The sequence below is a fragment of the Nocardioides currus genome (assembly GCF_003057875.1).
Lineage (GTDB): Bacteria > Actinomycetota > Actinomycetes > Propionibacteriales > Nocardioidaceae > Nocardioides > Nocardioides currus.
Map to the genome: position 1 here is coordinate 179,621 of NZ_PYXZ01000004.1, position 19,866 is coordinate 199,486.

The following is a 19,866-nucleotide window of genomic DNA, read 5'->3' on the forward strand; positions in this document are numbered from 1 at the left end:
ATCCACGCGACTCGCTCAGCTGAGTGCGGCGTCCAGCGTGATCGTCACGGCCGAGAGCGCCTGCGAGACCGGACAGCCCGCCTTGGCCTCCTCGGCCAGCCGCACGAAGGTGTCGTTGTCGAGTCCCTCGACGACCCCGCGCACGGTGAGCTTGATGCCGGTGATCCCGGTGCCGGGCGTGAAGTCCACGGCGGCGGAGGTGTCGAGCGAGGTCGCCGGGGTGTCGTTCTTCGCCAGCCCGTTGGAGAACGCCATCGAGAAGCAGGACGAGTGGGCGGCGGCGATCAGCTCCTCGGGGCTGGTCTTGCCGTTGGCCTCCTCGGCGCGCGAGGGCCACGAGACGTCGTAGGTGCCGAGCCCCGACGAGTCGAGGGTGACCTGGCCGGCGCCCTCGAACAGGGTGCCTTCCCAGTGGGTGGTGGCGGTGCGGGTGGTGGGCATGGATGCTCCTTGCACGATCGGGACGGGTCGCGACCGAGTCTTCCACGCGCCCCCCGGCGCCCGCCTCCTCGTCCGTTCGGGCCGGACGACACAATGGGCGCCGTGAGCACCTTCTACGACGAGATCGGCGGCGAGGCGACGATCCGCCGGATCGTGCACACGTTCTACGAGGGCGTGGCGGACGACCCGCTGCTCCGCCCGCTCTACCCCGAGGAGGACCTCGGGCCGGCCGAGGAGCGGTTCGCCCTGTTCCTCGTGCAGTACTGGGGCGGGCCCACCACCTACGGCGACACCCGCGGCCACCCGCGGCTGCGGATGCGGCATGCGCCGTTCGCCGTGACGCCCGCCGCCGCCGAGCGCTGGCTCGTGCACTTCCGCGCGGGGCTCGACGAGGTGGAGCTGACCCCGGAGCAGGACGAGCAGTTCTGGAGCTACGTCACCCACGCTGCGCAGTTCATGGTCAACACCCTGGAGTAGCCGCTCAGGCGGCGAGCGCGTCCAGGATCGCGTCGCGGAACTCGGCGGGCGGCTCGATCGAGTGCTGCGTGGCGGGGTCGAAGAAGACCAGCACGACCCGGGCGCGGGAGAGCACGGTGTCCCCGTCACGGATCTCGGAGCTGATGGTGAACGACTTCGACCCGACGTGCGTGATGCGTGAGTGGACGTCGTACGCCTCGAGCCGGAACAGGATCGGGATGCGGTAGTCGACGTCGGTCTGCGCGACCACGACGTGGAAGCCCGTGTCGCCGGTGATGTCGCGGCCGAGCCGCTCCATCAGCGGGATGCGCGCCTCCTGGAAGTACTCGAAGTACTTCACGTTGTTGACGTGGCCGTAGACGTCGACGTCGGAGAAGCGGACGTGCAGCGGGTAGTGGCCCGGGCTCCACGTTCGTTCGGCCGCGACGGGCTCGATCCTCGGCGACTTCGGCAGCGGCTCCTCGAGGAAGGGCGCGAGGGTGTCCTTCTCCTCGGGACTGAGCCGCCGGGGGCGCTCGGTGGCGAAGACGTACGGCGTCAGCACCGTGCTCGCCCGCAGGTGCACCACGCGGCCGTCGGGCGTCTCGTCGAAGACCTCGTAGGCCATGGTGAAGCTGGCCGCGCGGATCTCGGTCACCCAGCACTCGATGCTGATGGGCCGGAACCGGAAGGTCAGTGGCGCCCGGTAGGTGACCTCGTGGCGCACGACGACCACGCCCTCGGCGAGGTCCTCACCCTGGCTCCCGTCCTCGCCGCGGCGTACGGACGGACCGTGGCTGCGCATCATGTCGACGCGCGCCTCCTGGAGGTAGTCGACGTAGACGACGTTGTTGACGTGGCCCAGCAGGTCGAGGTCGGCCCACCGCATCGGGCACTGGTAGAGGTGGCGCACACCTGATGCTCTCATCAGCGGCGCCACCTCCGGTCAGGCAGCGATCGGGCGCGAGATCAGCGCGCGCCGAGCAGGTGGCCGTAGTAGGCCGGGATGGTCTCCTGGCGGGCGACGCGCACCTTGCGGTTGGAGGCGAGGAACTCGGCGCCGGCGCCGATGGTGAGGAGGAGGGCCACGGCGGCGACGGCGACCACGGCGAAGACGAAGACGTTCAGGTTGATCAGCTCGAAGCTCATGACGGATGTCCTTTCTACGTCTGTAGAATCTCTACATGTGTAGAAGGTACGCCGCTCCGCCACCGTGTGCAAGTCGGCCGGTAGTGTCGTGCCTCACCCACCAGGGAGGGGGCGACATGACCGAGTCCGACGCGGCTCCGAGGGCGCTGTCCGCCCGGCGGCGCCAGATCCTCGAGGCGGCGATCACGGTGCTCGCCGGCCAGGGGTGGCGGGGCCTGACCCACCGGGCGATCGACCGGGCCGCTGGCCTGCCCGAGGGCTCCAGCTCGGCCTACTACCGCTCCCGCAGCGCTCTCCAGACGGCGATGGCCGACTTCGTGGTGGGGCAGCTCGCGACCGACGTGGAGGCGCTGGCCGCCGAGCTCGAGGAGTGCCCGGGCGACCACGACCGCGCGGTCGCCGCGACGACCGCCACCTTCCGGCGCTGGCTCGACGAGTCCGACCTCCTCACGGCGCGGCTCGAGCTCACCCTGGCCGCGGCGCGCGACGACGACCTGGCGGCGCAGCTGCGCGACTCCCGGGAGGGGCTGACGAGCATCGTCGGCGACATCCTGGCCCGGGGCGGTCACCCCCGCACGGATGCCGTCTCGGGGACCATCGTGGCCGCCGTCGACGGAGTGCTCATCTCCGCGCTCCTGCGTCCGCCGGCACACCGTGCCCGCTTCGTGGCCGACAGCCTCGACCTGCTCCTCGGATCGCTGGTCGAGGGGCGCCCGGCCGAGTGAGGCACGCCATACGCGCGCCCCGGACCGCGGACTAGGGTGACGACGCATCCCACCTGACGCTTGAGAATCGGAGTTCTTCCATGCCCGAGGCAGTGATCGTTTCCGTCGCCCGCTCCCCCATCGGTCGCGCCAACAAGGGCTCGCTCAAGGACTTCCGGCCCGACGAGCTCACCGCCCTGATCGTGCGCGAGGCGCTCGACAAGGTCCCCGCCCTCGACCGCAAGACCGTCGACGACCTCTACCTCGGCAACGGCCTGCCGGGCGGGGAGATGGGCAACAACATGGGTCGCATCGTCAACGTCCTCAACGACATGGACGAGGTCCCGGGCGCGACCATCACCCGCTACTGCGCGTCGTCCGTCCAGACCACCCGGATGGCCTTCCACGCCATCAAGGCCGGCGAGGGCGACGTGTTCATCTCCGCCGGGGTCGAGACCGTGTCGCGGTTCGCCAAGGGCACCTCCGACCACATCCCCGGCACCCGCAACGAGGTCTTCGCCGACGCCGAGGCCCGCACCGCGAAGATGGCCGAGGGCGGCCAGGACTGGCACGACCCCCGCGAGGACGGCCTGCTCCCGGACGCCTACATCGCGATGGGCCAGACCGCCGAGAACGTCGCCCGCCTACGCGGCCTGGACCGCAAGGAGCTCGACGAGTTCGCCGTACGCTCGCAGAACCTCGCCGAGAAGGCGATCGCCGACGGCTTCTGGGCCCGCGAGATCACGCCCGTCACCACCCCCGACGGCACCGTCGTCTCCGCCGACGACGGCCCGCGCGCCGGGGTCACCTACAACGCCATCGCCTCGCTGCAGCCGGTCTTCCGCCCCGACGGCGTCGTGACCGCCGGCAACTGCTGCGCCCTCAACGACGGCGCCGCCGCCGTGGTCCTCATGTCCGACACCAAGGCCGCCGAGCTCGGCCTCACGCCGCTGGCGCGGATCGTGTCCACCGGCGTCTCGGGGCTGTCCCCCGAGATCATGGGCCTCGGCCCGGTGGAGGCGACGAAGCGGGCGCTGGCCAATGCCGGCATGAGCATCGGCGACATCGACCTCGTCGAGATCAACGAGGCCTTCGCCGCGCAGGTCGTCCCGTCCTACCAGGACCTCGGCATCGACCTCGACCGCCTCAACGTCAACGGCGGGGCCATCGCGGTCGGCCACCCCTTCGGCATGACCGGCGCCCGGCTGCAGAACACGATGCTCAACAGCCTCGACTGGCACGACAAGTCCACCGGCCTGATCACCATGTGCGTCGGTGGCGGCCAGGGCATGGCGCTGATCCTGGAGCGCCTGGGCTGACCCGCCCGGCCCGCTGATCGCCGTACGAGCCGGCAGGCCGTGACGCAACACGAGGGTCACGGTCTGCGGGTTCTCGTACCTTTCGGGCGCCGCGGTGGTTACCCTCGGGGCACCGCGGCTCGCTGAGCCACGGACACCAGGGGGAGAACGCACCGATGACGACCGCGCCACGACAGCCGCGCTGGCTCGACGAGTCCCAGCAGCGGGCCTGGCGCGCCCTCGTCGTCGGCACGACGCTGCTGATGGACCGTCTGGACGACGACCTGCGGCGGACGTTCAACATCTCCCTCACGGAGTACGAGATCCTCGTGCGGCTCTCCGAGCGTCCCGGCCGGAGCATGCGGATGGCCCAGCTCGCCGATGCGCTCGCGCACTCACGCAGTCGGGTCACCCACACGGTCGACCGCATGCAGAAGGCCGGCTACATCGTGCGGGCCGCCACCCCCGAGGACGGGCGCGGCATCGTCGCCACGATGACCGACGCCGGCTTCGCCCTCCTCGTGGAGGCCGCGCCGATGCACGTCGAGGGCGTCCGCACCTACCTCGTCGACGTCGCCGACCCGACCGACTTCAGCGCCGTCGGTCGCGTGATGGACGCCGTCACCGACGAGCTCATCGCCGGCCACCCGGAGATGGATCTGCGCTGATCGGCCCGCCTGGCGGTCCGTGAGCCACGGTTCGTACGCCGATCCTGTGGCTGGGGCACCGCCGCCGGCGTGGCGCCGAGACGACGAACGGCCCCGGTCCCGCAGCAGCGGGACCGGGGCCGTCGTGTCGTGCGATCAGTCGCGGGTCAGGCGGCGGTGCGTGACGCGGTGCGGGCGGGCCGCCTCCACGCCGAGGCGCTCGACCTTGTTCTCCTCGTAGGACGCGAAGTTGCCCTCGAACCAGAACCACTTGGCCGGGTCCTCGTCGTCGCCCTCCCACGCCAGGATGTGTGTCGCGACGCGGTCCAGGAACCAGCGGTCGTGCGAGGTGACCACGGCACACCCGGGGTAGTCGAGCAGCGCGTCCTCGAGCGCCGAGAGCGTCTCGACGTCCAGGTCGTTGGTCGGCTCGTCGAGCAGCAGCACGTTGCCGCCCTGCTTGAGGGTGAGCGCCAGGTTGAGGCGGTTGCGCTCACCACCGGAGAGCACGCCGGCCTTCTTCTGCTGGTCGGGGCCCTTGAAGCCGAACGAGGCGACGTAGGCCCGCGAGTTCATCTCGAAGTTGGCGACCTTGATGAAGTCGAGGCCGTCGGAGACGACCTCCCAGACGTTCTTGTTGGGGTCGATGCCGCCACGGCTCTGGTCGACGTACGACAGCTTGACCGTCTGGCCGACGACGAGCTCGCCGCCGTCCGGCTCCTCGGAGCCGGTGATCATCCGGAACAGCGTCGTCTTGCCGACACCGTTGGGGCCGACGATGCCGACGATGCCGGCGCGGGGCAGCGTGAACGAGATGTCGTTCCACAGCGTGCGGCCCTCGAAGCCCTTCACCAGGTGGCGGGCCTCCAGCACGACGTCACCGAGGCGCGGGCCCGGCGGGATGTTGATGTCGGCGGTGTCGATCTTGCGGGCCTTGTCGGCCTCGGCGGCCATCTCCTCGTAGCGCGCGAGCCGCGACTTCGACTTGGTCTGGCGCGCCTTGGCGTTGGAGCGCACCCACTCCAGCTCCTTCTCGAGCATCTTGGCGCGCTTGGCATCCTTCTGCCCCTCGATCTTGAGGCGTTCCTTCTTGGTCTCGAGGTACGTCGAGTAGTTGCCCTCGTAGGGGTGCGTCTTGCCGCGGTCGAGCTCGAGGATCCACTCGGCGACGTTGTCGAGGAAGTAGCGGTCGTGGGTGATGGCCAGGACGGCGCCGGGGTAGTCCTTGAGGTGACCCTCCAACCACTGCACCGACTCGGCGTCGAGGTGGTTGGTGGGCTCGTCGAGGAGCAGCAGGTCGGGCTGCTCGAGCAGCAGCTTGCACAGCGCGACGCGGCGGCGCTCACCACCGGAGAGGTTGTCGACGAGCGCGTCCGGCGGCGGGCAGCGCAGCGCGTCCATGGCCTGGTCGAGGCGGGAGTCGAGGTCCCAGGCGCTGGCGTGGTCGAGGTCGGTCTGCAGGTCGCCCATCTCGGCGAGCAGGGTGTCGAAGTCGGCGTCGGGGTCGGCCATCAGCTCGGAGATCTCGTTGTAGCGGTCGAGCTTGCCCTTGATCTCGCCGACAGCCTCCTCGACGTTCTCCAGCACGGTCTTGCCCTCGGTCAGCGGCGGCTCCTGCTGGAGCATGCCGACCGTGGCGTCGGGGTCGAGGATCGCGTCGCCGTTGTTGGCCCGGTCGAGACCGGCCATGATCTTGAACAGCGACGACTTGCCGGTGCCGTTGGGACCGACGACGCCGATCTTGGCGCCGTGCAGGAACGAGAGGGTGACGTTGTCGAGGACGACCTTGTCACCGTGGGCCTTGCGCACGTTGCGCAGGGTAAAGACGTATTCAGCCATGGACCCGAGCCTACGGGGCGCTGAGCCCGGGGCCGCAACCGGCAGACGCGCTCCGCGGCTCGCCCGCCGGGGACGGGTCCGGGTGTCCTCGCCTCCCCGGTCCCGCTCCCCCGCGTCTCCGACCGTCGTGCGCCTCAGGCGGCGTCCGCCTCGGGCATCTCCGCCGCGGGCGCGACCGGGGCCTCCCCCGGGTCCTGCGCGAACGACGGCGCCGACTCCGGCGAGAGCGCGGCCCACGGGTCGGGCGAGACCGCCTGCTGCTCCTGCCCGGTCACCGACCCGGGCCGGGCCGGCCGGGTGAACACGGCGGTCCCGCGGGACAGGTCGTGACCGACCGAGGTCGCCGTGACGACGAGCTGGGTGCTGGTCGAGCCGTCGGGCTTGGTCCACACGTCCGCCTCGAGCTTGCCGTGGACCACGACCGGGTCGCCGCGGCCGATCGAGGCGGCGACGTTGTCGGCGAGCCGGCGCCAGGCCTTCACGGAGTACCACGTCGTCGTGCCGTCCTCCCACTGGTCGTTGCGGAAGCGGCGTGACGTGGTGGCCACCCGGAAGTTGGCGACCGCGGACCCGCCACCGACGTCGCGGAGCGAGACGTCGGAGCCGACCCAGCCGTTGAGCGTGATGTAGGTGTCGTTCATGAGTAGTGCCTTCCTCGCATGGAGGACGGCGGGCCCGCCCTCGACGCCAAGGGTGCGGCGAGGCACGGACAGCGGGACGGCGGCGTACGAACGCCTGTGGACGCGGCGGAGCGGCACCCACCCTGTGGACGCCCAGCGGACCGGGACGGCCTACTTCAGCGCGACGGCCAGACCCTCGCGCATGGTCGAGTACGCCGCCAGCTCGGACTGGATCGGTTGCACGACCAGCTCCTGGGACACCGAGGAGATGGCGTCGCGCAGGCGCTTGTCGGCGGCCCGCGCGCGTCGCTTGGCGGTCATCGACACCAGCACGCGGCAGACCAGGGCGAGCAGCACGCCCAGGAGGATGCCGCCGAGCAGCATCAGCGTCGGGACGGGGAAGCCGACGACCGCGGGCGTGGGTGGCTCGGGCAGCCGCGCGTAGGAGCCGAAGGCCAGCACCGCCAGCCAGCCGGCGCCGACGACGGCGGTGACGATGAGCAGCCACTGGAGCACGCGCACCAGGCCGGCCCAGACGGGGATCTTCTCCGCACCGAGGTCGGTGGCGGCCACCGACCGGTCGAGGCGGTCGCCGAGGTCGGGCAGCCGCGAGACCGAGGCCCTGCGGATCGCCGTGACCCACGGCTGGCCCATGCCGTCGGAGACCTGGTCGGCCAGCGCGCGCACCTCGGTGTCGACGCGCGCCTTCTGCACACCGGTCGCCTGGGGCACCGACGTGCGGGCGGCGCCGGTGAGCTGCTTGCCCGCCGAGCCGAGGTCGAGGTGGAGCCGCTTGAGCGGGTCGGGCTTGAGCCGGGAGAACCACGCGGTCACCGGCCACCCCGTGGCCCGGTTGGCGCGGATGCGGGTGGAGTCCTCGACCGCCTTGACAACGGTCGGGACCCCGGCCGAGTCGGCGAAGGCGTCGTCGAGCGCGGCGATCCGCTCGGTGGAGAGCGAGCCAACCTTGGCGTTGCCCGAGACCTCCTGGATGCGCACGGCAGCGGCACGCACGTCGGCGGCCAGCCGGGCGCGCGTGGCCTTCTTCTCCGCCACCCGCTTGGCGATCTGCTTCTTCAGCTCGTCGATCCCCCAGCCGTGGCGGGCGCTGATGCCGAGCACGGGCACGCCGTCGAGGCCGTCCGCGTCGAGCAGGCGGCGCACGTCCGCGAGCATCCCCTCGCGACGGGCCTCCGGGACGGTGTCGATGTGGTTGAGGACGACGAGCATGACGTCCTTGTGGGAGGCGAGCGGAGCGAGGTAGCGGTCGTGAATGGCGGCGTCGGCGTACTTCTGCGGGTCGAGCACCCACACGAACATGTCGGCGAGCCGCACGAGCCGGTCCACCTCGAGGTGGTGGGAGACCTCGGTCGAGTCGTGGTCGGGCAGGTCGAGGAGCACGACGCCCTGCAGGGCGTGGTCCTCCTTGCCGGTGGACAGCATCGAGTCGCGCGTCACCTGGTGCCGGGCGGGGATGCCCAGCCACTCGAGCAGCTCCTCGGCGCCCTCGCGGCCCCACACGCAGGCGGTCGCCCACGAGGTGGTCGGACGGCGTACGCCGACGGCGGAGAGCTCGAGCTCGCTCAGCGCGTTGAAGGTGGAGGACTTGCCGGAGCCGGTCGCTCCCGCCAGCGCGACGACGGTGTGCTCGGCGGAGAGCTTGAGCCGGCCGGCTGCACGGTCGACCACCGACCGCGCGTCGGCGATCAGGGCGTCGTCGACCCGCCCCTCGGCGCTGTCGACCGCCTGCTCGAGACCCTGCACACGGGTCCCGATCTCAGAGCTTCGCGAGACGAGCTTCTTGGCCCCCTCGAGCAAGGACGTCATGGTCTCCCTCGGACAACTGCGGTGAGTGCTGAGGACAGCCTATGCGTGCTCGACTTCTCAGCTGCCGGTGCCACCCTTGGCAGCGAAGCGGAGGTCGTCCACGCGGCGCGAGGCCGCCCGCAGCTTCTCGGGCGCCTCGGGCGAGATCTCGAGGCCGGTGAGCAGGTCGAGGTAGCGCTGACGCTCGGAGTCGAGCAGCGCGGTGACCTTGCTCTCGAGGTCGCGGCGGGCACGCTCGGCGAGGGTGCGCACGGCCTGGTCGCCGAAGACGGCCTCGAGGAGCTTCTGCCCCAGCACCGCCGACCCGCCGGCGATGCCGGCCTCGGCGCCGGTGACGCCGGCCGTGTGGGCGAACACGACCACCATCAGCGCGACCGAGAGCCCGTTGACGCCGAAGGCCAGGAACCGTGCCGTCGTGCGCTTGTCGGCGCCCTCGCTGCGGACCATCTCGAGCACGTCGGACTGCCAGTCGCGTACGGCGCGCTCGGCCCGCCGACGGAAGTCGCGCGAGGCACGCCCGAGGTCCTCGCCGGCGTCGGCGAGCAGGATCTGGCCGGAGGCGAGCGACTGCCACGAGGCCTCGGCCCGCTCGGCGGCGGCCTCGGCGTGCTCGAGGATGAGCGTCTCCAGGCCCGACTCGACGGCGACCGTGACCCGCTCGGCCTGCTGCGGCTTGCCCTTGATCGCGTTGACGACGCGGTCGCGCAGCCACCCGACCCGGGTCTCCAGCGACTTGAGCAGCTCGCCCGTCCCGACGAACTCCTGCCAGCGGGCGAGCACCTCGCCGCGGAGCAGGGTGCCGTCGGCGGAGGCGGCGGAGATCTCGGTCACCGCCTGGTCGTAGGCCTTGTTGGCGTCGTCTCGCAGGCGGCGTACGGCGTCGACCTGCTCCGTGGCGGCGTCGGCGACGAAGTAGGTGCGACGGGCCAGGGTGCGGACGGCGCCGTCGAGCGTCTGCTTCACCACCGCGGAGCGGGCCTCGGCGTCGGCGGCCAGGGACTCCAGCCAGCCGCGGATCGAGGAGACGGACGACGCCGGGAGCAGGCCGTCCTCGGAGACGTCGCCCTCGGTGACGACGAACAGCGGGGAGTCCTTGAGCCCGCGGCTCGCCAGCATGCGCGCCAGGTGCGTCGACACCGTCTCGACCGCCTCCTCGGGCGTGCGGTCGAGGACGATGGCGACCGCGGCGGACCGCTCGGCGGCCTTGCGCAGGAAGTCCCACGGCACCTGGTCGGCGTAGCGCGCGGCCGACGTGACGAACAGCCACAGGTCGGCGGCGGCGAGGAGCTGGGCCGCGAGGGTGCGGTTGCGCTCCTCCACCGAGTCGATGTCGGGCGCGTCGAGGATCGCGAGGCCCGCGGGCACTGCCTCGGAGGACACGAGCTGCAGCGCCTCGGGATCGTTGGTCGAGCGGCTGACCCGCTCGAGCTCGGGGAGGAGCCGGTCCTGGCCGAACCACTCCGCGTCGGCCGGGTTGTGCACCAGCACCGGGGAGCGGGTCGTGGGCCGGAGGACGCCGGGCTGGGTGACACGGCTGCCGACGAGCGAGTTGACCAGCGTCGACTTGCCGGCGCCCGTCGAGCCGCCGACGACGGTCAGGAGCGGGGCGTCGATGGTCATCAACCGCGGGATGACGTAGTCCTCGAGCTGGTCGACCATCTCGCGCTGGGCGTCGCGCTGCTCGGGCGCGCTCGGCAGCTCGAGCGGCAGGCGGACCTCCTGGAGGGCGCTGCGCATCTGCACGAGGGCCGTCAGCATCCGGGTGCTCTCGGCGCTCGGCGTGTTGCTCGTGTCGGCGCTCTTGTCGGCGCTCTTGTCGGCGCCCTGCCCGGCGGCCTTGGTCGAGTCGGTGTCACTCATCGGGTGGGCACCACCTGTCCGGGGAAGGAGATGTAGGGACGGACGGCATTGAGGGTGACCACGTGCTCCTGGCCTCGTTGGGCGAAGTCGTGCGGGGCGGTGCCGCGCAGGTAACGGTGGTGCAGGTAGGCGAGCTCGATCGCCGCCGACTGGTACTCCCGCATGGCGCGCTCGGCCTGCGGACCACCGGCCTGCCGGGCGTAGAGCCGAGCCCGTCGGCGGGCCCGGAGGTCTACCAGCCACGGGATGTCGGTCGCGGGGATCAGGCCGCGCCGCGACGCGTCCTCCAGGGCGGCGGCCATCATCCCCTTCTCCGAGCCACGGCGATACAGCGCGAAGGCGATCAGGGCGATGAAGGCGGGCAGCATCAAGGTGCCGTACACGACGAAGAAGTTGCCCGGGCCGCCCAGCGTCGAGGAGTTCCACAGCGAGTGCGCCATCACGGCCAGGACGTATCCGCCGACGGGGGCCAGGAAGCGGGCGGCGGCGTTGCGCGAGGTCACCGCGAGTCCGACGCCGATGCCGATGAACGCGGTGAAGAGCGGGTGCGCGAACGGGCTCAGCAGGCAGCGCAGGATGAAGGTGCCGGTCAGCGCCTCCGTGCCGCCGGGGCCGAGGCCGTCCGTGCCGTTGTAGGCGGCCGCGAGGTAGAGGATGTTCTCGGTGAAGGCGAAGCCGATGCCGACCATGCCCGCATAGACGATGCCGTCGAGGATGCCGTCGAGCTCGTGCCGGCGCCACCACAGCAGCAGCACCAGGAACGCGCCCTTCGTGGCCTCCTCGGTCACCGGAGCGAGGAACGCGAGGCTGGCCTCGTCGCTGGCACCGCCCGCGATGCCGATGCCCTGGAAGATCAACGCCGCGGCGGTGGCGACGAACGCTCCCCACAGCAGCCCGCCCACGAGCAGCGAGCGCGGCTCGGGCTCGTAGCGGTCCAGCCACATGAAGCAGCCGACCAGCGGTCCGACGGGCAGCGCCGCCAGCAGGGCGGCCACGACCAGCGAGCCGGGGGCGCCCGAGAACGCGATCACGACGGCCATCACGACGGCGCCGAGCAGCACGAGCGCGGTCACGACAACGGTGAACGCAACGCTGTCGCGACGACGTCTGGGCATGCCGGGAGCCTAGCCCGATTCGCTCCGGCGACCCTCAACCGCTCGGCGTACAGTGACCGCGTGAGCGAGCAGAACGAGACCGTCAAGACCGAGTCCCACGACCCTGCGGTGCCCGCTGCCTACGCCGCGTTCATGCGCACCGGATGGGGAGATCGCGAGCTGGACCTGCCTCGTCACCCGGTCGCGTCGTACGCCGAGCAGCGCCGCGCGAGGCTCGCGGACGCCTTCCCGGGCGAGCGTCTGGTGATCCCCGCCGGCACCTACAAGGTGCGTGCCAACGACACCGACTACCGCTTCCGCCCCGACACCGCCCACACCTACTTCACCGGCAACCAGACTTCCGACGCCGTGCTCGTCCTCGACGACGGCGAGGCCGTGCTCTACGCCCGGCCACGCTCCGAGCGCGACACAGACGAGTTCTTCCGCGACCGGCAGTACGGCGAGCTGTGGGCCGGTCGCCGTCCCTCGGCCCACGAGATCAGCGACTCGCTCGGCATCGAGGTGCGCCACGTGAAGGACCTGCCGTCCTTCGACGACGACCGCAAGACCCGCGACATCACGACCGACGAGGACCTCGCCCGCGTGGCCTCCGAGCTGCGGCTGCTCAAGGACGAGTGGGAGGTCGGTGAGCTCCAGGAGGCCTGCGACATCACCACCCTCGGATTCGAGGACTCCGTGCGCGAGTGGGACCGCGTGCTCGAGATGGGCGAGCGCTGGATCGAGGGCACCTTCTTCCGTCGCGCCCGCGCGATGGGCAACGACATCGGCTACGACTCGATCGTCGGCGGCGGCTCGCACGCGACGACGTTGCACTGGATCGACAACACCGGCCCCATCACGCCTGGCCAGCTCGTGCTCCTCGACATGGGCGTGGAGGGCAAGAACCTCTACACCGCGGACGTGACGCGCACGCTGCCGGTCGACGGGCGCTTCACCACGCTGCAGCGCGACCTCTACGACCTGGTCTTCAACGCCCAGCAGGCGGGCATCGAGGCCGTCCGCCCCGGCGTCCCGTTCCTCGCGGCGCACAACGCGGCGATGGAGGTCCTGGCCCACGGCCTGTCCGACCTCGGGCTGCTGCCGGTCTCGGCCGAGGAGGCACTCGACCCCGAGTCGAAGCTCTACGCCCGCTGGACGCTGCACGGCACCTCTCACATGCTCGGCATGGACGTGCACGACTGCGGCCGCGCGTCGGCCGACATCTACCCCAAGGGCGACCTCGCCGAGGGCATGGTCCTCACCGTCGAGCCGGGGCTGTACTTCCAGGAGGACGACCTCCTCGTCCCCGACGAGCTGCGCGGCATCGGCATCCGGATCGAGGACGACATCCTCGTGACCGCCGACGGGTTCGAGAACCTCTCGGCGGCGCTGCCCCGCACCTCGGGCGACGTCGAGGAGTGGATGGGCCGCCACATCGGTGGTTGAGGTGCGAGGAGCGCCAGCGACGAGCCTCGGAACCATCGACGGTCGCCTCCGGTGCCACCACTACGACGCCTTCCGGTGTCGGTCCTGCTCGCTGCTGGAGGTCCCGCGAGCCCGACAGCTCAGTGACAAGGAGGCGCACGCGCGCTCCCTCGTGCCCGCGCCCAGCTGGCTGCCGACCGTGGCGGGGCCCGACGCCGGGTTCCGGAACAAGGCCAAGATGGCCGTCGGGGGTACGGCGTCCGCGCCCACGCTGGGGATCCTGGACCGTTCGCACGCGGGAGTGGACCTGCGTGACTGCGGCCTGCACTCCCCCGGCCTCACCGCCGCCCTGGAGGTCGTCGCGCGCTTCGTCTCGCGGGCCGACCTGGCGCCGTACGACGTCGGGACGCGGAGCGGCGAGCTCAAGCACGTGCTGATGACGGAGTCGCCCGACGGCGAGCTGCTGCTGCGGCTCGTGGTGCGCTCGACCGCCGACGAGGCGCGGATCCGCAAGCACCTGCCGTGGCTGCTCGACTCGCTGCCGAGGCTGCGGGTCGTCTCGCTGAACGTCCAGCCGTCGCACGCGGCCGTCCTCGAGGGCGAACGCGAGATCGTGCTGACGCCGGAGACGACGCTGCCGATGCGGCTCGAGGGACTGGAGCTGGCGCTGCGCCCGCAGGGCTTCTTCCAGACCAACACCCTCGTCGCGGCTGCGCTCTACGCCCAGGCCCGCGCGTGGGTCACCGCCATCGACCCGGCGTCGGTGTGGGACCTCTACTGCGGGGTCGGCGGCTTCGCCCTGGCGTGTACGGCGCCGGGCCGCTCGGTCACCGGGGTCGAGCTGTCCGCCGAGGCCGTCGCGGCGGCGTCGGCCACGGCACCGGAGGGCGTGGACTTCGTCGCCGGCGACGCGACGCAGTGGGCGCTCGCGCAGTCGTCGTCACCCGACCTGGTGGTCGTGAACCCGCCGCGGCGTGGCATCGGCGCCGACCTCGCCGGCTGGCTCGAGGCCTCCGACGTCGCCCATGTCGTCTACTCCTCGTGCAACGCCGAGTCGTTGGCGCGCGACCTCGCGACGATGCCGTCGCTGCGCCCGGTCGAGGCGCGTGTGCTCGACATGTTCCCGCACACGACGCACTACGAGGTGATCGTGCTGCTGGCGCGCTGAGCTGGACCATGCGGCGGACAGGACCGTCGGCCGGTCACGCTCACGCGCTCCCCGGCGATGGGGAACAATGTCGGCGCCAGCCCCCGTAGCTCAGCTGGATAGAGCGTCCGACTTCTAATCGGATGGCCGCAGGTTCGAGTCCTGCCGGGGGCGCGTCGTGACACAGGTGTACCGAGGAATCTCGTCGAGTCAGGACCTCGAGGGCACAGCCGTGCCGAGATGCCGGTACGCCTGTGTCCGTCGACCCGCCGGGTCCGGCAACGGTTTCGACACAGCTGTGTCAGGCCACCACCGACGTGACCTCGACCAGCCCCTCCTGCATGCACTCCATGAACACGTCGAGGTCCTCGACCGCGTCGCCGTCGATGTTCAGGCCGATGCAGCAGGTGCCGTTGTGCGAGATCATCGCGGCCATCACGGCCACGCCGGGCAGCGGACCGAACGGGAAGACGCGCTCGACCCGGGCACCGGCCATGTAGACGGGATAGGGCACACCCGGCACGTTGGAGGCGGAGAGCTCGGCGGCACTGCCCACCAGGTCGAAGGCGATCTGCCCGATCTTCGAGGGCACCCGGTTGAGCAGCGGCGCGACGACGGACAGCGTGTCGAGGGCCGGCTCGACCCGCAGGGTCAGGACGATCCCGCGCAGCACGGCGATCCGTTCGACCGGGTCCTCGATCCCGATCGGGGCCGCGAAGTAGGCTCCGGCGAACTTGTTGCCGCCCATCGGGTCGTCGGTCTTGCGCATGCTGACCGGCATCACCGTCGACAGGTCGTCGATCGCGACGCCGTGCCGCTCGTGGTAGCGCCGGAGCCCGCCGAGGAGGGCCGCGACGTAGGCGTCGTTGAGGGAGCCGCGGGCCAGCTTCGCGGCCGCCTTGAGGTCGGCGAGCTCGCACTCCATCACCTGGAACCGCCAGGTGCTCCCCCGCCGGTCGCCGAGGAGCGGCGACGAACGGGCCGGCGGGGCTGCGAGCGTTCGCCGCAGTGAGCTGCCGTAGCGGACGGCCTCACCGAGTGCGCTGGACCGCCCGGTCAGCATCCGGGCGCCGCCGGTGACCGCGCGTGCAGCCACGCCGGGGATCCGCCGCACCTGCTCCCCCATCACCGTCGCGGTCAGCTCCCACGGGTCGGAGGGGTAGCCAGCGTCGCGCGGCGGCGCGGAGGGCTTGTCCGGGGTGTGCTCGCGGGTGCGGCTCTGCACCAGTGACATCAGCTGGATCCCGCCGAGACCGTCGGTGAGCGAGTGGTGCAGCTTGAGGAGGTACGCCGCGCGCCCGCCCTCGAGCCCTTCGACCAGCGTGCCCTCCCACAGCGGGCGGGTGCGGTCGAAGGGGGCCAGTGCCTGGGTCTGGGCGAACTCCAGCAGCTGGGCCATCGACCCGTCGCCCGGCAGGTGCGTGCGGCGCACGTGGTAGTCGAGCTGGAAGCCCTCGTCGGGCACCCACGCGGGCGGACCGACCGGCAGCAGCGGGTCCATCACCCGCTGCCGGCAGCGGGGCACCAGCTCGGTGGCCCACTCGTTGGCCGCCATGAACCGGTCCCAGTCGGGGGCCCGGTCCAGGATCAGCAGCGAGCAGATCGTCGACGACAGCCGGGGGTGGTTCTCCGAGCGCCACATCAGCGCCTCGGTCTCGTTCATCCGGTCCTCGGCGCCCCACGTCGCGGCGAGGTCCCACATCTGTCCGTTCTCGGTCACGACGGCCACTTCTCCAGGGTGTCGACGAAGAGCTGGCGCACCTCGGGGACGATGGTGTTGAGGTCCTCGGCGGTCCACTCGCCGGTGTCGATCGGGTCGAGCACGCAGACCTCGATGGTCCCGGGCCGGACCACCGTGGCGCGCGGGGCGAGCAGCTGGCCGGCGTTGCGGATGACCACGGGCACGATCGGCACGCCCGCCTGCATCGCCATGTGGAAGGCGCCCTTCTTGAAGGGCCCGGGCTCGGGCGTCGGCATCCGCGTCCCCTCGGGGAAGATCATGATCGAGGTGCCCGACCGGATGCGGTCGGTCAGCGCGTCGAGGGCCTCGCGCGACTGCCCCGAGTTGGAGCGGTCGATGAAGACCGGGTCGAGGAACAGCGAGGCAGCGACCATGCGGGGGTCGAACCGTGCCTCGGCCTTGGAGACGCCGGTGAAGTCGCGTCGCAACAGCGAGCCCATGATCACCGGGTCGAGCGAGCTCTGGTGGTTGCCGATGAAGATCGCCGGGCGCGCCTTCCAGACGTTCTCCTCGCCGGTGATGTCGAGCCTCACCCCGGCGAGCGCGAGCGCCGCGTCGCACGCCAGCGGGATGCCGACGTTGGTGCCGGCCCGCTTGTCGCGGCGTACGGCGCCGAGGACCGCCCCGGCGACCAGCCCCGCGTTGAGGCCACCGGCCGCGGCCGCGGTGCCGAGCACGGACCGCACGCCCCGGCGGAGCGGCTCGACGACGTCGAGGACCGGCCAGCCCTGCAGGTCTGCGGTCGCCCGGAGCGCACGGCCTGGGGCGATCGGGTGCGGGCGGCCGGTGCTGGCGAGGAACGCGACGTCCTCGTCACCGTTGGCGTAGCCGTAGCTCTGGCCCAGGTCGACGTCGTTCTCGCGCGCGAAGCGGCGTACGGCCTGGGCCTTGGGCTCGCCCCACAGGAACGACCCGACGACGCGCCCGGTCAGGACCCCGTCCTCGATCTCCAGCTCGGTGCACAGGATGTGGTCGATCCCGAGCTCGCGCGCGACCGGACCGGTCTGGAACCGGGTCGCGGCGGAGGCGAGGACCACCACGTGGCCCATGCGCTGGTGGGCCTTGACGATCGCGCGTGCCTGCGGGCGGATCGTGCCGGCGATCTTCTGGACGAAGAGCCGCTCGCCCATCTCGGTCATCGCGTCCTCGAGGTGCCCACGCAGCGCGCTGATCCCGAGGTCGCCGGCCCGGGTCGGGTCGCCACCGAGCTCGCCGTCGACGGCGGTGAGCACCAGCCGGGCGAGGTCGCCCGCGCCCACCTGACCGCGGCGGAGCTGGTCGCGCAGGATGTGGGTCGCGGTGAAGCCGTGGACGAGGGTGCCGTCGAGGTCGAAGAACGCGGCGATGTGCGGCCCGCGCGGACCGGCCTCGATCTCGGCGATCAGGTCGTCCGGGTTCACGCGCGTCCTGCGCGGTGGAACTCCGCGATGGTGTCGATGCGGGCCATGGTCTGCTCGATCTCGTCGGCGAACGCCTCCCGCCTCTTGTCGAGGTCGGGGGCGTCGGACTCGAGGAGCCCGCGGTGGTCGGCGAGCCGGAGGGCGGTCTTGAACAGCTCGAGGGTCACCGACTCGTCGCTGGTGATGCGGCCCTGCAGCGACCACTGCTGACCGACGGCGACGCAGTCGTCGAGGAACTCCGCCTCGCTGAAGGGCACGTCGAGGTCGGCCAACCGGTCGGCGACGATGTGGTAGGCGTCGAGGAACGGGCGCAGCACGAGGTGCGCGACGTGCGGGCGGGTCGAGGCCAGGCGGGAGCGCAGCTCGGCGGCGTCGGCCTTGCGACGGCTGGCCGACGGAGCGGCGACCTGCCGGAGCTCGGCGTCGATGTCGGAGCCGAACTCGTGGCGACCGGAGAAGAAGAAGTCGAACTTCAACAGCTCGCGCAGCCGCAGCGCCTCCGCCTCGGCGACGGCCCGGAAGTCGCCCGAGTCGCTCTCGGCGGCGGCCAGCAGCGCCAGCTCGCCGATCGCGCGGTCGACGAAGACGTGGATCGCGGTGTTGCGGTAGAACGCGGCGACCAGGTGCTTGTCGGGGGCGATGCGCCACACCGTCTCCGTGCCGCCGTCGTAGGCCACGAGCACGCCTGACGCGACGAGCTCCTGCAGCGTGCGCCGCAGGGTCTCGCGCTCCTTGAGGTTGAAGGCGCCCGCGACCCGCCAGCCGCGCTCGGCGAGGTAGTCGGCGATCGGGGCGACCGTCGCCTGCACCTGCGCCAGCGACAGCGCACGGTCCTCCCCGAGGATCGCCATGCTGACGATCGCGGTGGCCGTCACCGGCGTCGCCCGGTTGATGCGGTGGCACGACTCCAGCGCGATCCGCTCGATGGCGTACGGCGCTGCGGCCTCGTCCGCCTGGAGCTCGGCCATCCGCTGGGCCAGCGAGATCGGCTCGCCGAAGTCGACGTAAGCCCGACCCAGGCGCTGGCGCTGCTCGCGGGCGAAGCGGTAGAGCCAGCGCAGGTCCTCCGGCCGCTTCTGCGCACCCTTGGCCTCCGAGGTCATCATCGCGACCTCGTGCAGCTGGTCGTAGACGATCGAGACCGGGACGATCAGCGCGTCGACGCCGTCGGCCTCGGTGACCGCGTCGCACACGTAGCGCATGATCCCGAAGGCCGGCGGGCGCAGCTTCCCGGTGCGGGTGCGACCGCCCTCGATCGACCACGCCAGGTTGGCCTTGTTCTTCAGCAGCTGGGCGATGTAGGACCGCAGCGCCTGCCGGTAGACCGGGATGTCGGACGTGCTGCGCTTGATGAAGATGACGCCCGAGCGGCTCGCGATGCCGCCCATCGGGAAGAAGTTGAGGTTGGCCCCGCCGAACGTGAACGGCATCGACATCCGGCCCTGCGCCACGACCTCGGGCACGAGCGCCCCGTCGAGGTAGGACCGGTGGGAGAACAGGAACAGCAGCGAGTGCTGCCGGTCGAGCGCACGCAACCGGGCGATCGACTCCTCGTCGACGTACACGTCGTGGGCCCGGGCCAGCCACTGCGAGAAGCGCCGGAAGGCGGCGCCGGTCCCTGCACTGTGGGTGGCCGACATCTCGCGCAGGTGCGCGCCGGCCTCGGCACCGACCTGGCGGGTCGGACGGCCGAGGTCCTCGGCGAGGGTGGCGAGCTTCTCGCCGAACGCCTCGTCGGCCAGGATCTGCGCCACCTCGCGGCCGTCCGCGGCCCCGGCGGGGGCGAGACCGACCTTGCTGGCGAGGGGCAGGACGAGCTTCGCGCCGCGACCCCTCGCCCGTGCGAGCGCCGATCCGGAGCGTGCCGCCGTGTCCGCCATGACCGGAGTCTGTGAGCCCGCGTCACTCCGGTCAAGGGCAGGTCCATGCCACTGACGCCAGACCGGCACCCCCGCGGCGCGCCTCCCCGCGCGACCCGCGTCGCCCGGCTAGAAATGACGCAGGCCCGGCGACGTATGAGATCGCCGGGCCGAAATCTTTCCCGCCCACCCCGAAATAGGGTGGAACCCGGCAAGTATGAGTTGCCGGGTTCCGGTTGTCATCCGGACCGAAGTCCTTCCGACACCCCAAGTTGTACGCCCGAGGTCGCGGCCTCCGCAAGACCCTGCGGGCCCGGACTTCCGCCACCGACGGCGTGTCGTCGCGGACACGCCGTGGC

The 19,866-nt window shown here is 71.6% G+C and carries 17 protein-coding genes and 1 tRNA gene; 7 read left to right on the top strand and 11 right to left on the bottom strand.

Annotated features, from left to right (window positions below):
- Window positions 1-15: 15 nt before the first annotated feature.
- Entirely contained in the window at window positions 16-441 is a 426-nt protein-coding gene (locus C7S10_RS11235) for an OsmC family protein (RefSeq protein WP_108344530.1), read from the bottom strand.
- Window positions 442-534: 93 nt separating this feature from the next.
- Between C7S10_RS11235 and C7S10_RS11240 the strand changes: the two genes are divergently transcribed.
- Window positions 535-918 (top strand): globin, encoded by a 384-nt coding sequence (locus tag C7S10_RS11240; protein WP_108344531.1) that lies wholly within the window; start codon window positions 535-537, stop codon window positions 916-918.
- Between the two features lie 4 nt (window positions 919-922).
- On the opposite strand, the gene C7S10_RS11245 is transcribed toward C7S10_RS11240, so the two are convergent.
- Both C7S10_RS11245 and C7S10_RS11250 read right to left on the bottom strand, forming a co-directional pair.
- Complete coding sequence (locus C7S10_RS11245; RefSeq protein WP_243395319.1) at window positions 923-1,825, bottom strand: acyl-CoA thioesterase; 903 nt, start codon at window positions 1,823-1,825, stop codon at window positions 923-925.
- Window positions 1,826-1,866: 41 nt separating this feature from the next.
- Complete coding sequence (locus tag C7S10_RS11250) at window positions 1,867-2,046, bottom strand: hypothetical protein (protein ID WP_108344533.1); 180 nt, start codon at window positions 2,044-2,046, stop codon at window positions 1,867-1,869.
- A 116-nt stretch (window positions 2,047-2,162) separates the two neighbouring features.
- On the opposite strand from C7S10_RS11250, the gene C7S10_RS11255 reads away from it, so the two are divergent.
- The 3 genes from C7S10_RS11255 to C7S10_RS11265 all read left to right on the top strand — a co-directional run bounded on the left by C7S10_RS11255 (window position 2,163) and on the right by C7S10_RS11265 (window position 4,716).
- Window positions 2,163-2,771 (top strand): TetR/AcrR family transcriptional regulator, encoded by a 609-nt coding sequence (locus C7S10_RS11255; protein WP_165807121.1) that lies wholly within the window; start codon window positions 2,163-2,165, stop codon window positions 2,769-2,771.
- A gap of 80 nt (window positions 2,772-2,851) precedes the next feature.
- Window positions 2,852-4,069 (top strand): acetyl-CoA C-acetyltransferase, encoded by a 1,218-nt coding sequence (locus tag C7S10_RS11260; protein WP_108344535.1) that lies wholly within the window; start codon window positions 2,852-2,854, stop codon window positions 4,067-4,069.
- Window positions 4,070-4,224: 155 nt separating this feature from the next.
- The gene (locus C7S10_RS11265; RefSeq protein WP_108344536.1) at window positions 4,225-4,716 is read left to right on the top strand and encodes a MarR family winged helix-turn-helix transcriptional regulator; all 492 of its coding nucleotides are present in this window, start codon (window positions 4,225-4,227) and stop codon (window positions 4,714-4,716) included.
- 135 nt (window positions 4,717-4,851) lie between these two features.
- Here C7S10_RS11265 and ettA read toward each other — a convergent pair whose 3' ends face one another.
- The 5 genes from ettA to C7S10_RS11290 form a co-directional block, all read right to left on the bottom strand.
- Entirely contained in the window at window positions 4,852-6,534 is a 1,683-nt protein-coding gene (ettA, locus tag C7S10_RS11270) for an energy-dependent translational throttle protein EttA (RefSeq protein WP_108344537.1), read from the bottom strand.
- A 134-nt stretch (window positions 6,535-6,668) separates the two neighbouring features.
- Window positions 6,669-7,175, bottom strand: coding sequence for a single-stranded DNA-binding protein (locus C7S10_RS11275; protein ID WP_108344538.1), 507 nt, complete (start codon window positions 7,173-7,175; stop codon window positions 6,669-6,671).
- A 150-nt stretch (window positions 7,176-7,325) separates the two neighbouring features.
- Window positions 7,326-8,981: a YfjP family GTPase gene (locus tag C7S10_RS11280; RefSeq protein WP_108344539.1), complete on the bottom strand. Its 1,656-nt coding sequence runs from the start codon at window positions 8,979-8,981 to the stop codon at window positions 7,326-7,328.
- A 57-nt stretch (window positions 8,982-9,038) separates the two neighbouring features.
- Window positions 9,039-10,841: a dynamin family protein gene (locus C7S10_RS11285; protein ID WP_243395320.1), complete on the bottom strand. Its 1,803-nt coding sequence runs from the start codon at window positions 10,839-10,841 to the stop codon at window positions 9,039-9,041.
- Window positions 10,838-11,956: a PrsW family intramembrane metalloprotease gene (locus tag C7S10_RS11290; RefSeq protein ID WP_108344540.1), complete on the bottom strand. Its 1,119-nt coding sequence runs from the start codon at window positions 11,954-11,956 to the stop codon at window positions 10,838-10,840. The genes C7S10_RS11285 and C7S10_RS11290 overlap by 4 nt, the downstream gene beginning before the upstream one ends.
- A 60-nt stretch (window positions 11,957-12,016) precedes the next feature.
- Between C7S10_RS11290 and C7S10_RS11295 the strand changes: the two genes are divergently transcribed.
- From C7S10_RS11295 to C7S10_RS11305, 3 genes are all read left to right on the top strand, one after another.
- Window positions 12,017-13,381, top strand: coding sequence for an aminopeptidase P family protein (locus C7S10_RS11295; RefSeq protein ID WP_243395321.1), 1,365 nt, complete (start codon window positions 12,017-12,019; stop codon window positions 13,379-13,381).
- Between the two features lies 1 nt (window position 13,382).
- Window positions 13,383-14,528 carry a 23S rRNA (uracil(747)-C(5))-methyltransferase RlmC gene (rlmC, locus tag C7S10_RS11300; protein ID WP_243395322.1) on the top strand — a complete coding sequence of 382 codons (1,146 nt, stop codon included), beginning with the start codon at window positions 13,383-13,385 and terminating at the stop codon, window positions 14,526-14,528.
- Between the two features lie 79 nt (window positions 14,529-14,607).
- Window positions 14,608-14,681, top strand: a tRNA-Arg gene (locus tag C7S10_RS11305).
- A gap of 127 nt (window positions 14,682-14,808) precedes the next feature.
- On the opposite strand, the gene C7S10_RS11310 is transcribed toward C7S10_RS11305, so the two are convergent.
- The 3 genes from C7S10_RS11310 to C7S10_RS11320 are packed head-to-tail and all read right to left on the bottom strand — an operon-like array spanning window position 14,809 to window position 19,528.
- On the bottom strand, window positions 14,809-16,227 hold the full coding sequence (locus C7S10_RS11310; protein WP_133176496.1) for a wax ester/triacylglycerol synthase domain-containing protein: 1,419 nt from the start codon (window positions 16,225-16,227) through the stop codon (window positions 14,809-14,811).
- A complete protein-coding gene (locus C7S10_RS11315; RefSeq protein WP_108344542.1) occupies window positions 16,224-17,648 on the bottom strand; it encodes an HAD-IB family hydrolase in 1,425 nt (474 codons plus the stop codon). Before C7S10_RS11315 ends, C7S10_RS11310 begins: the two co-directional genes overlap by 4 nt.
- On the bottom strand, window positions 17,645-19,528 hold the full coding sequence (locus C7S10_RS11320) for a lysophospholipid acyltransferase (RefSeq protein WP_108344543.1): 1,884 nt from the start codon (window positions 19,526-19,528) through the stop codon (window positions 17,645-17,647). Before C7S10_RS11320 ends, C7S10_RS11315 begins: the two co-directional genes overlap by 4 nt.
- Window positions 19,529-19,866 lie beyond the last annotated feature (338 nt).

Excerpts from the sequence above, each read along its gene's own strand:
- C7S10_RS11235 (WP_108344530.1), bottom strand. The coding sequence starts at position 441 with ATGCCCACCACCCGCACCGCCACCACCCACTGGGAAGGCACCCTGTTC.
- C7S10_RS11280 (WP_108344539.1), bottom strand. The coding sequence starts at position 8,981 with ATGACGTCCTTGCTCGAGGGGGCCAAGAAGCTCGTCTCGCGAAGCTCT.
- C7S10_RS11245 (WP_243395319.1), bottom strand. The coding sequence starts at position 1,825 with ATGAGAGCATCAGGTGTGCGCCACCTCTACCAGTGCCCGATGCGGTGG.
- C7S10_RS11240 (WP_108344531.1), top strand. The coding sequence starts at position 535 with ATGGGCGCCGTGAGCACCTTCTACGACGAGATCGGCGGCGAGGCGACG.
- C7S10_RS11285 (WP_243395320.1), bottom strand. The coding sequence starts at position 10,841 with ATGAGTGACACCGACTCGACCAAGGCCGCCGGGCAGGGCGCCGACAAG.
- C7S10_RS11320 (WP_108344543.1), bottom strand. The coding sequence starts at position 19,528 with ATGGCGGACACGGCGGCACGCTCCGGATCGGCGCTCGCACGGGCGAGG.
- C7S10_RS11250 (WP_108344533.1), bottom strand. The coding sequence starts at position 2,046 with ATGAGCTTCGAGCTGATCAACCTGAACGTCTTCGTCTTCGCCGTGGTC.
- C7S10_RS11275 (WP_108344538.1), bottom strand. The coding sequence starts at position 7,175 with ATGAACGACACCTACATCACGCTCAACGGCTGGGTCGGCTCCGACGTC.
- C7S10_RS11265 (WP_108344536.1), top strand. The coding sequence starts at position 4,225 with ATGACGACCGCGCCACGACAGCCGCGCTGGCTCGACGAGTCCCAGCAG.
- ettA (WP_108344537.1), bottom strand. The coding sequence starts at position 6,534 with ATGGCTGAATACGTCTTTACCCTGCGCAACGTGCGCAAGGCCCACGGT.
- C7S10_RS11260 (WP_108344535.1), top strand. The coding sequence starts at position 2,852 with ATGCCCGAGGCAGTGATCGTTTCCGTCGCCCGCTCCCCCATCGGTCGC.
- C7S10_RS11255 (WP_165807121.1), top strand. The coding sequence starts at position 2,163 with ATGACCGAGTCCGACGCGGCTCCGAGGGCGCTGTCCGCCCGGCGGCGC.
- C7S10_RS11290 (WP_108344540.1), bottom strand. The coding sequence starts at position 11,956 with ATGCCCAGACGTCGTCGCGACAGCGTTGCGTTCACCGTTGTCGTGACC.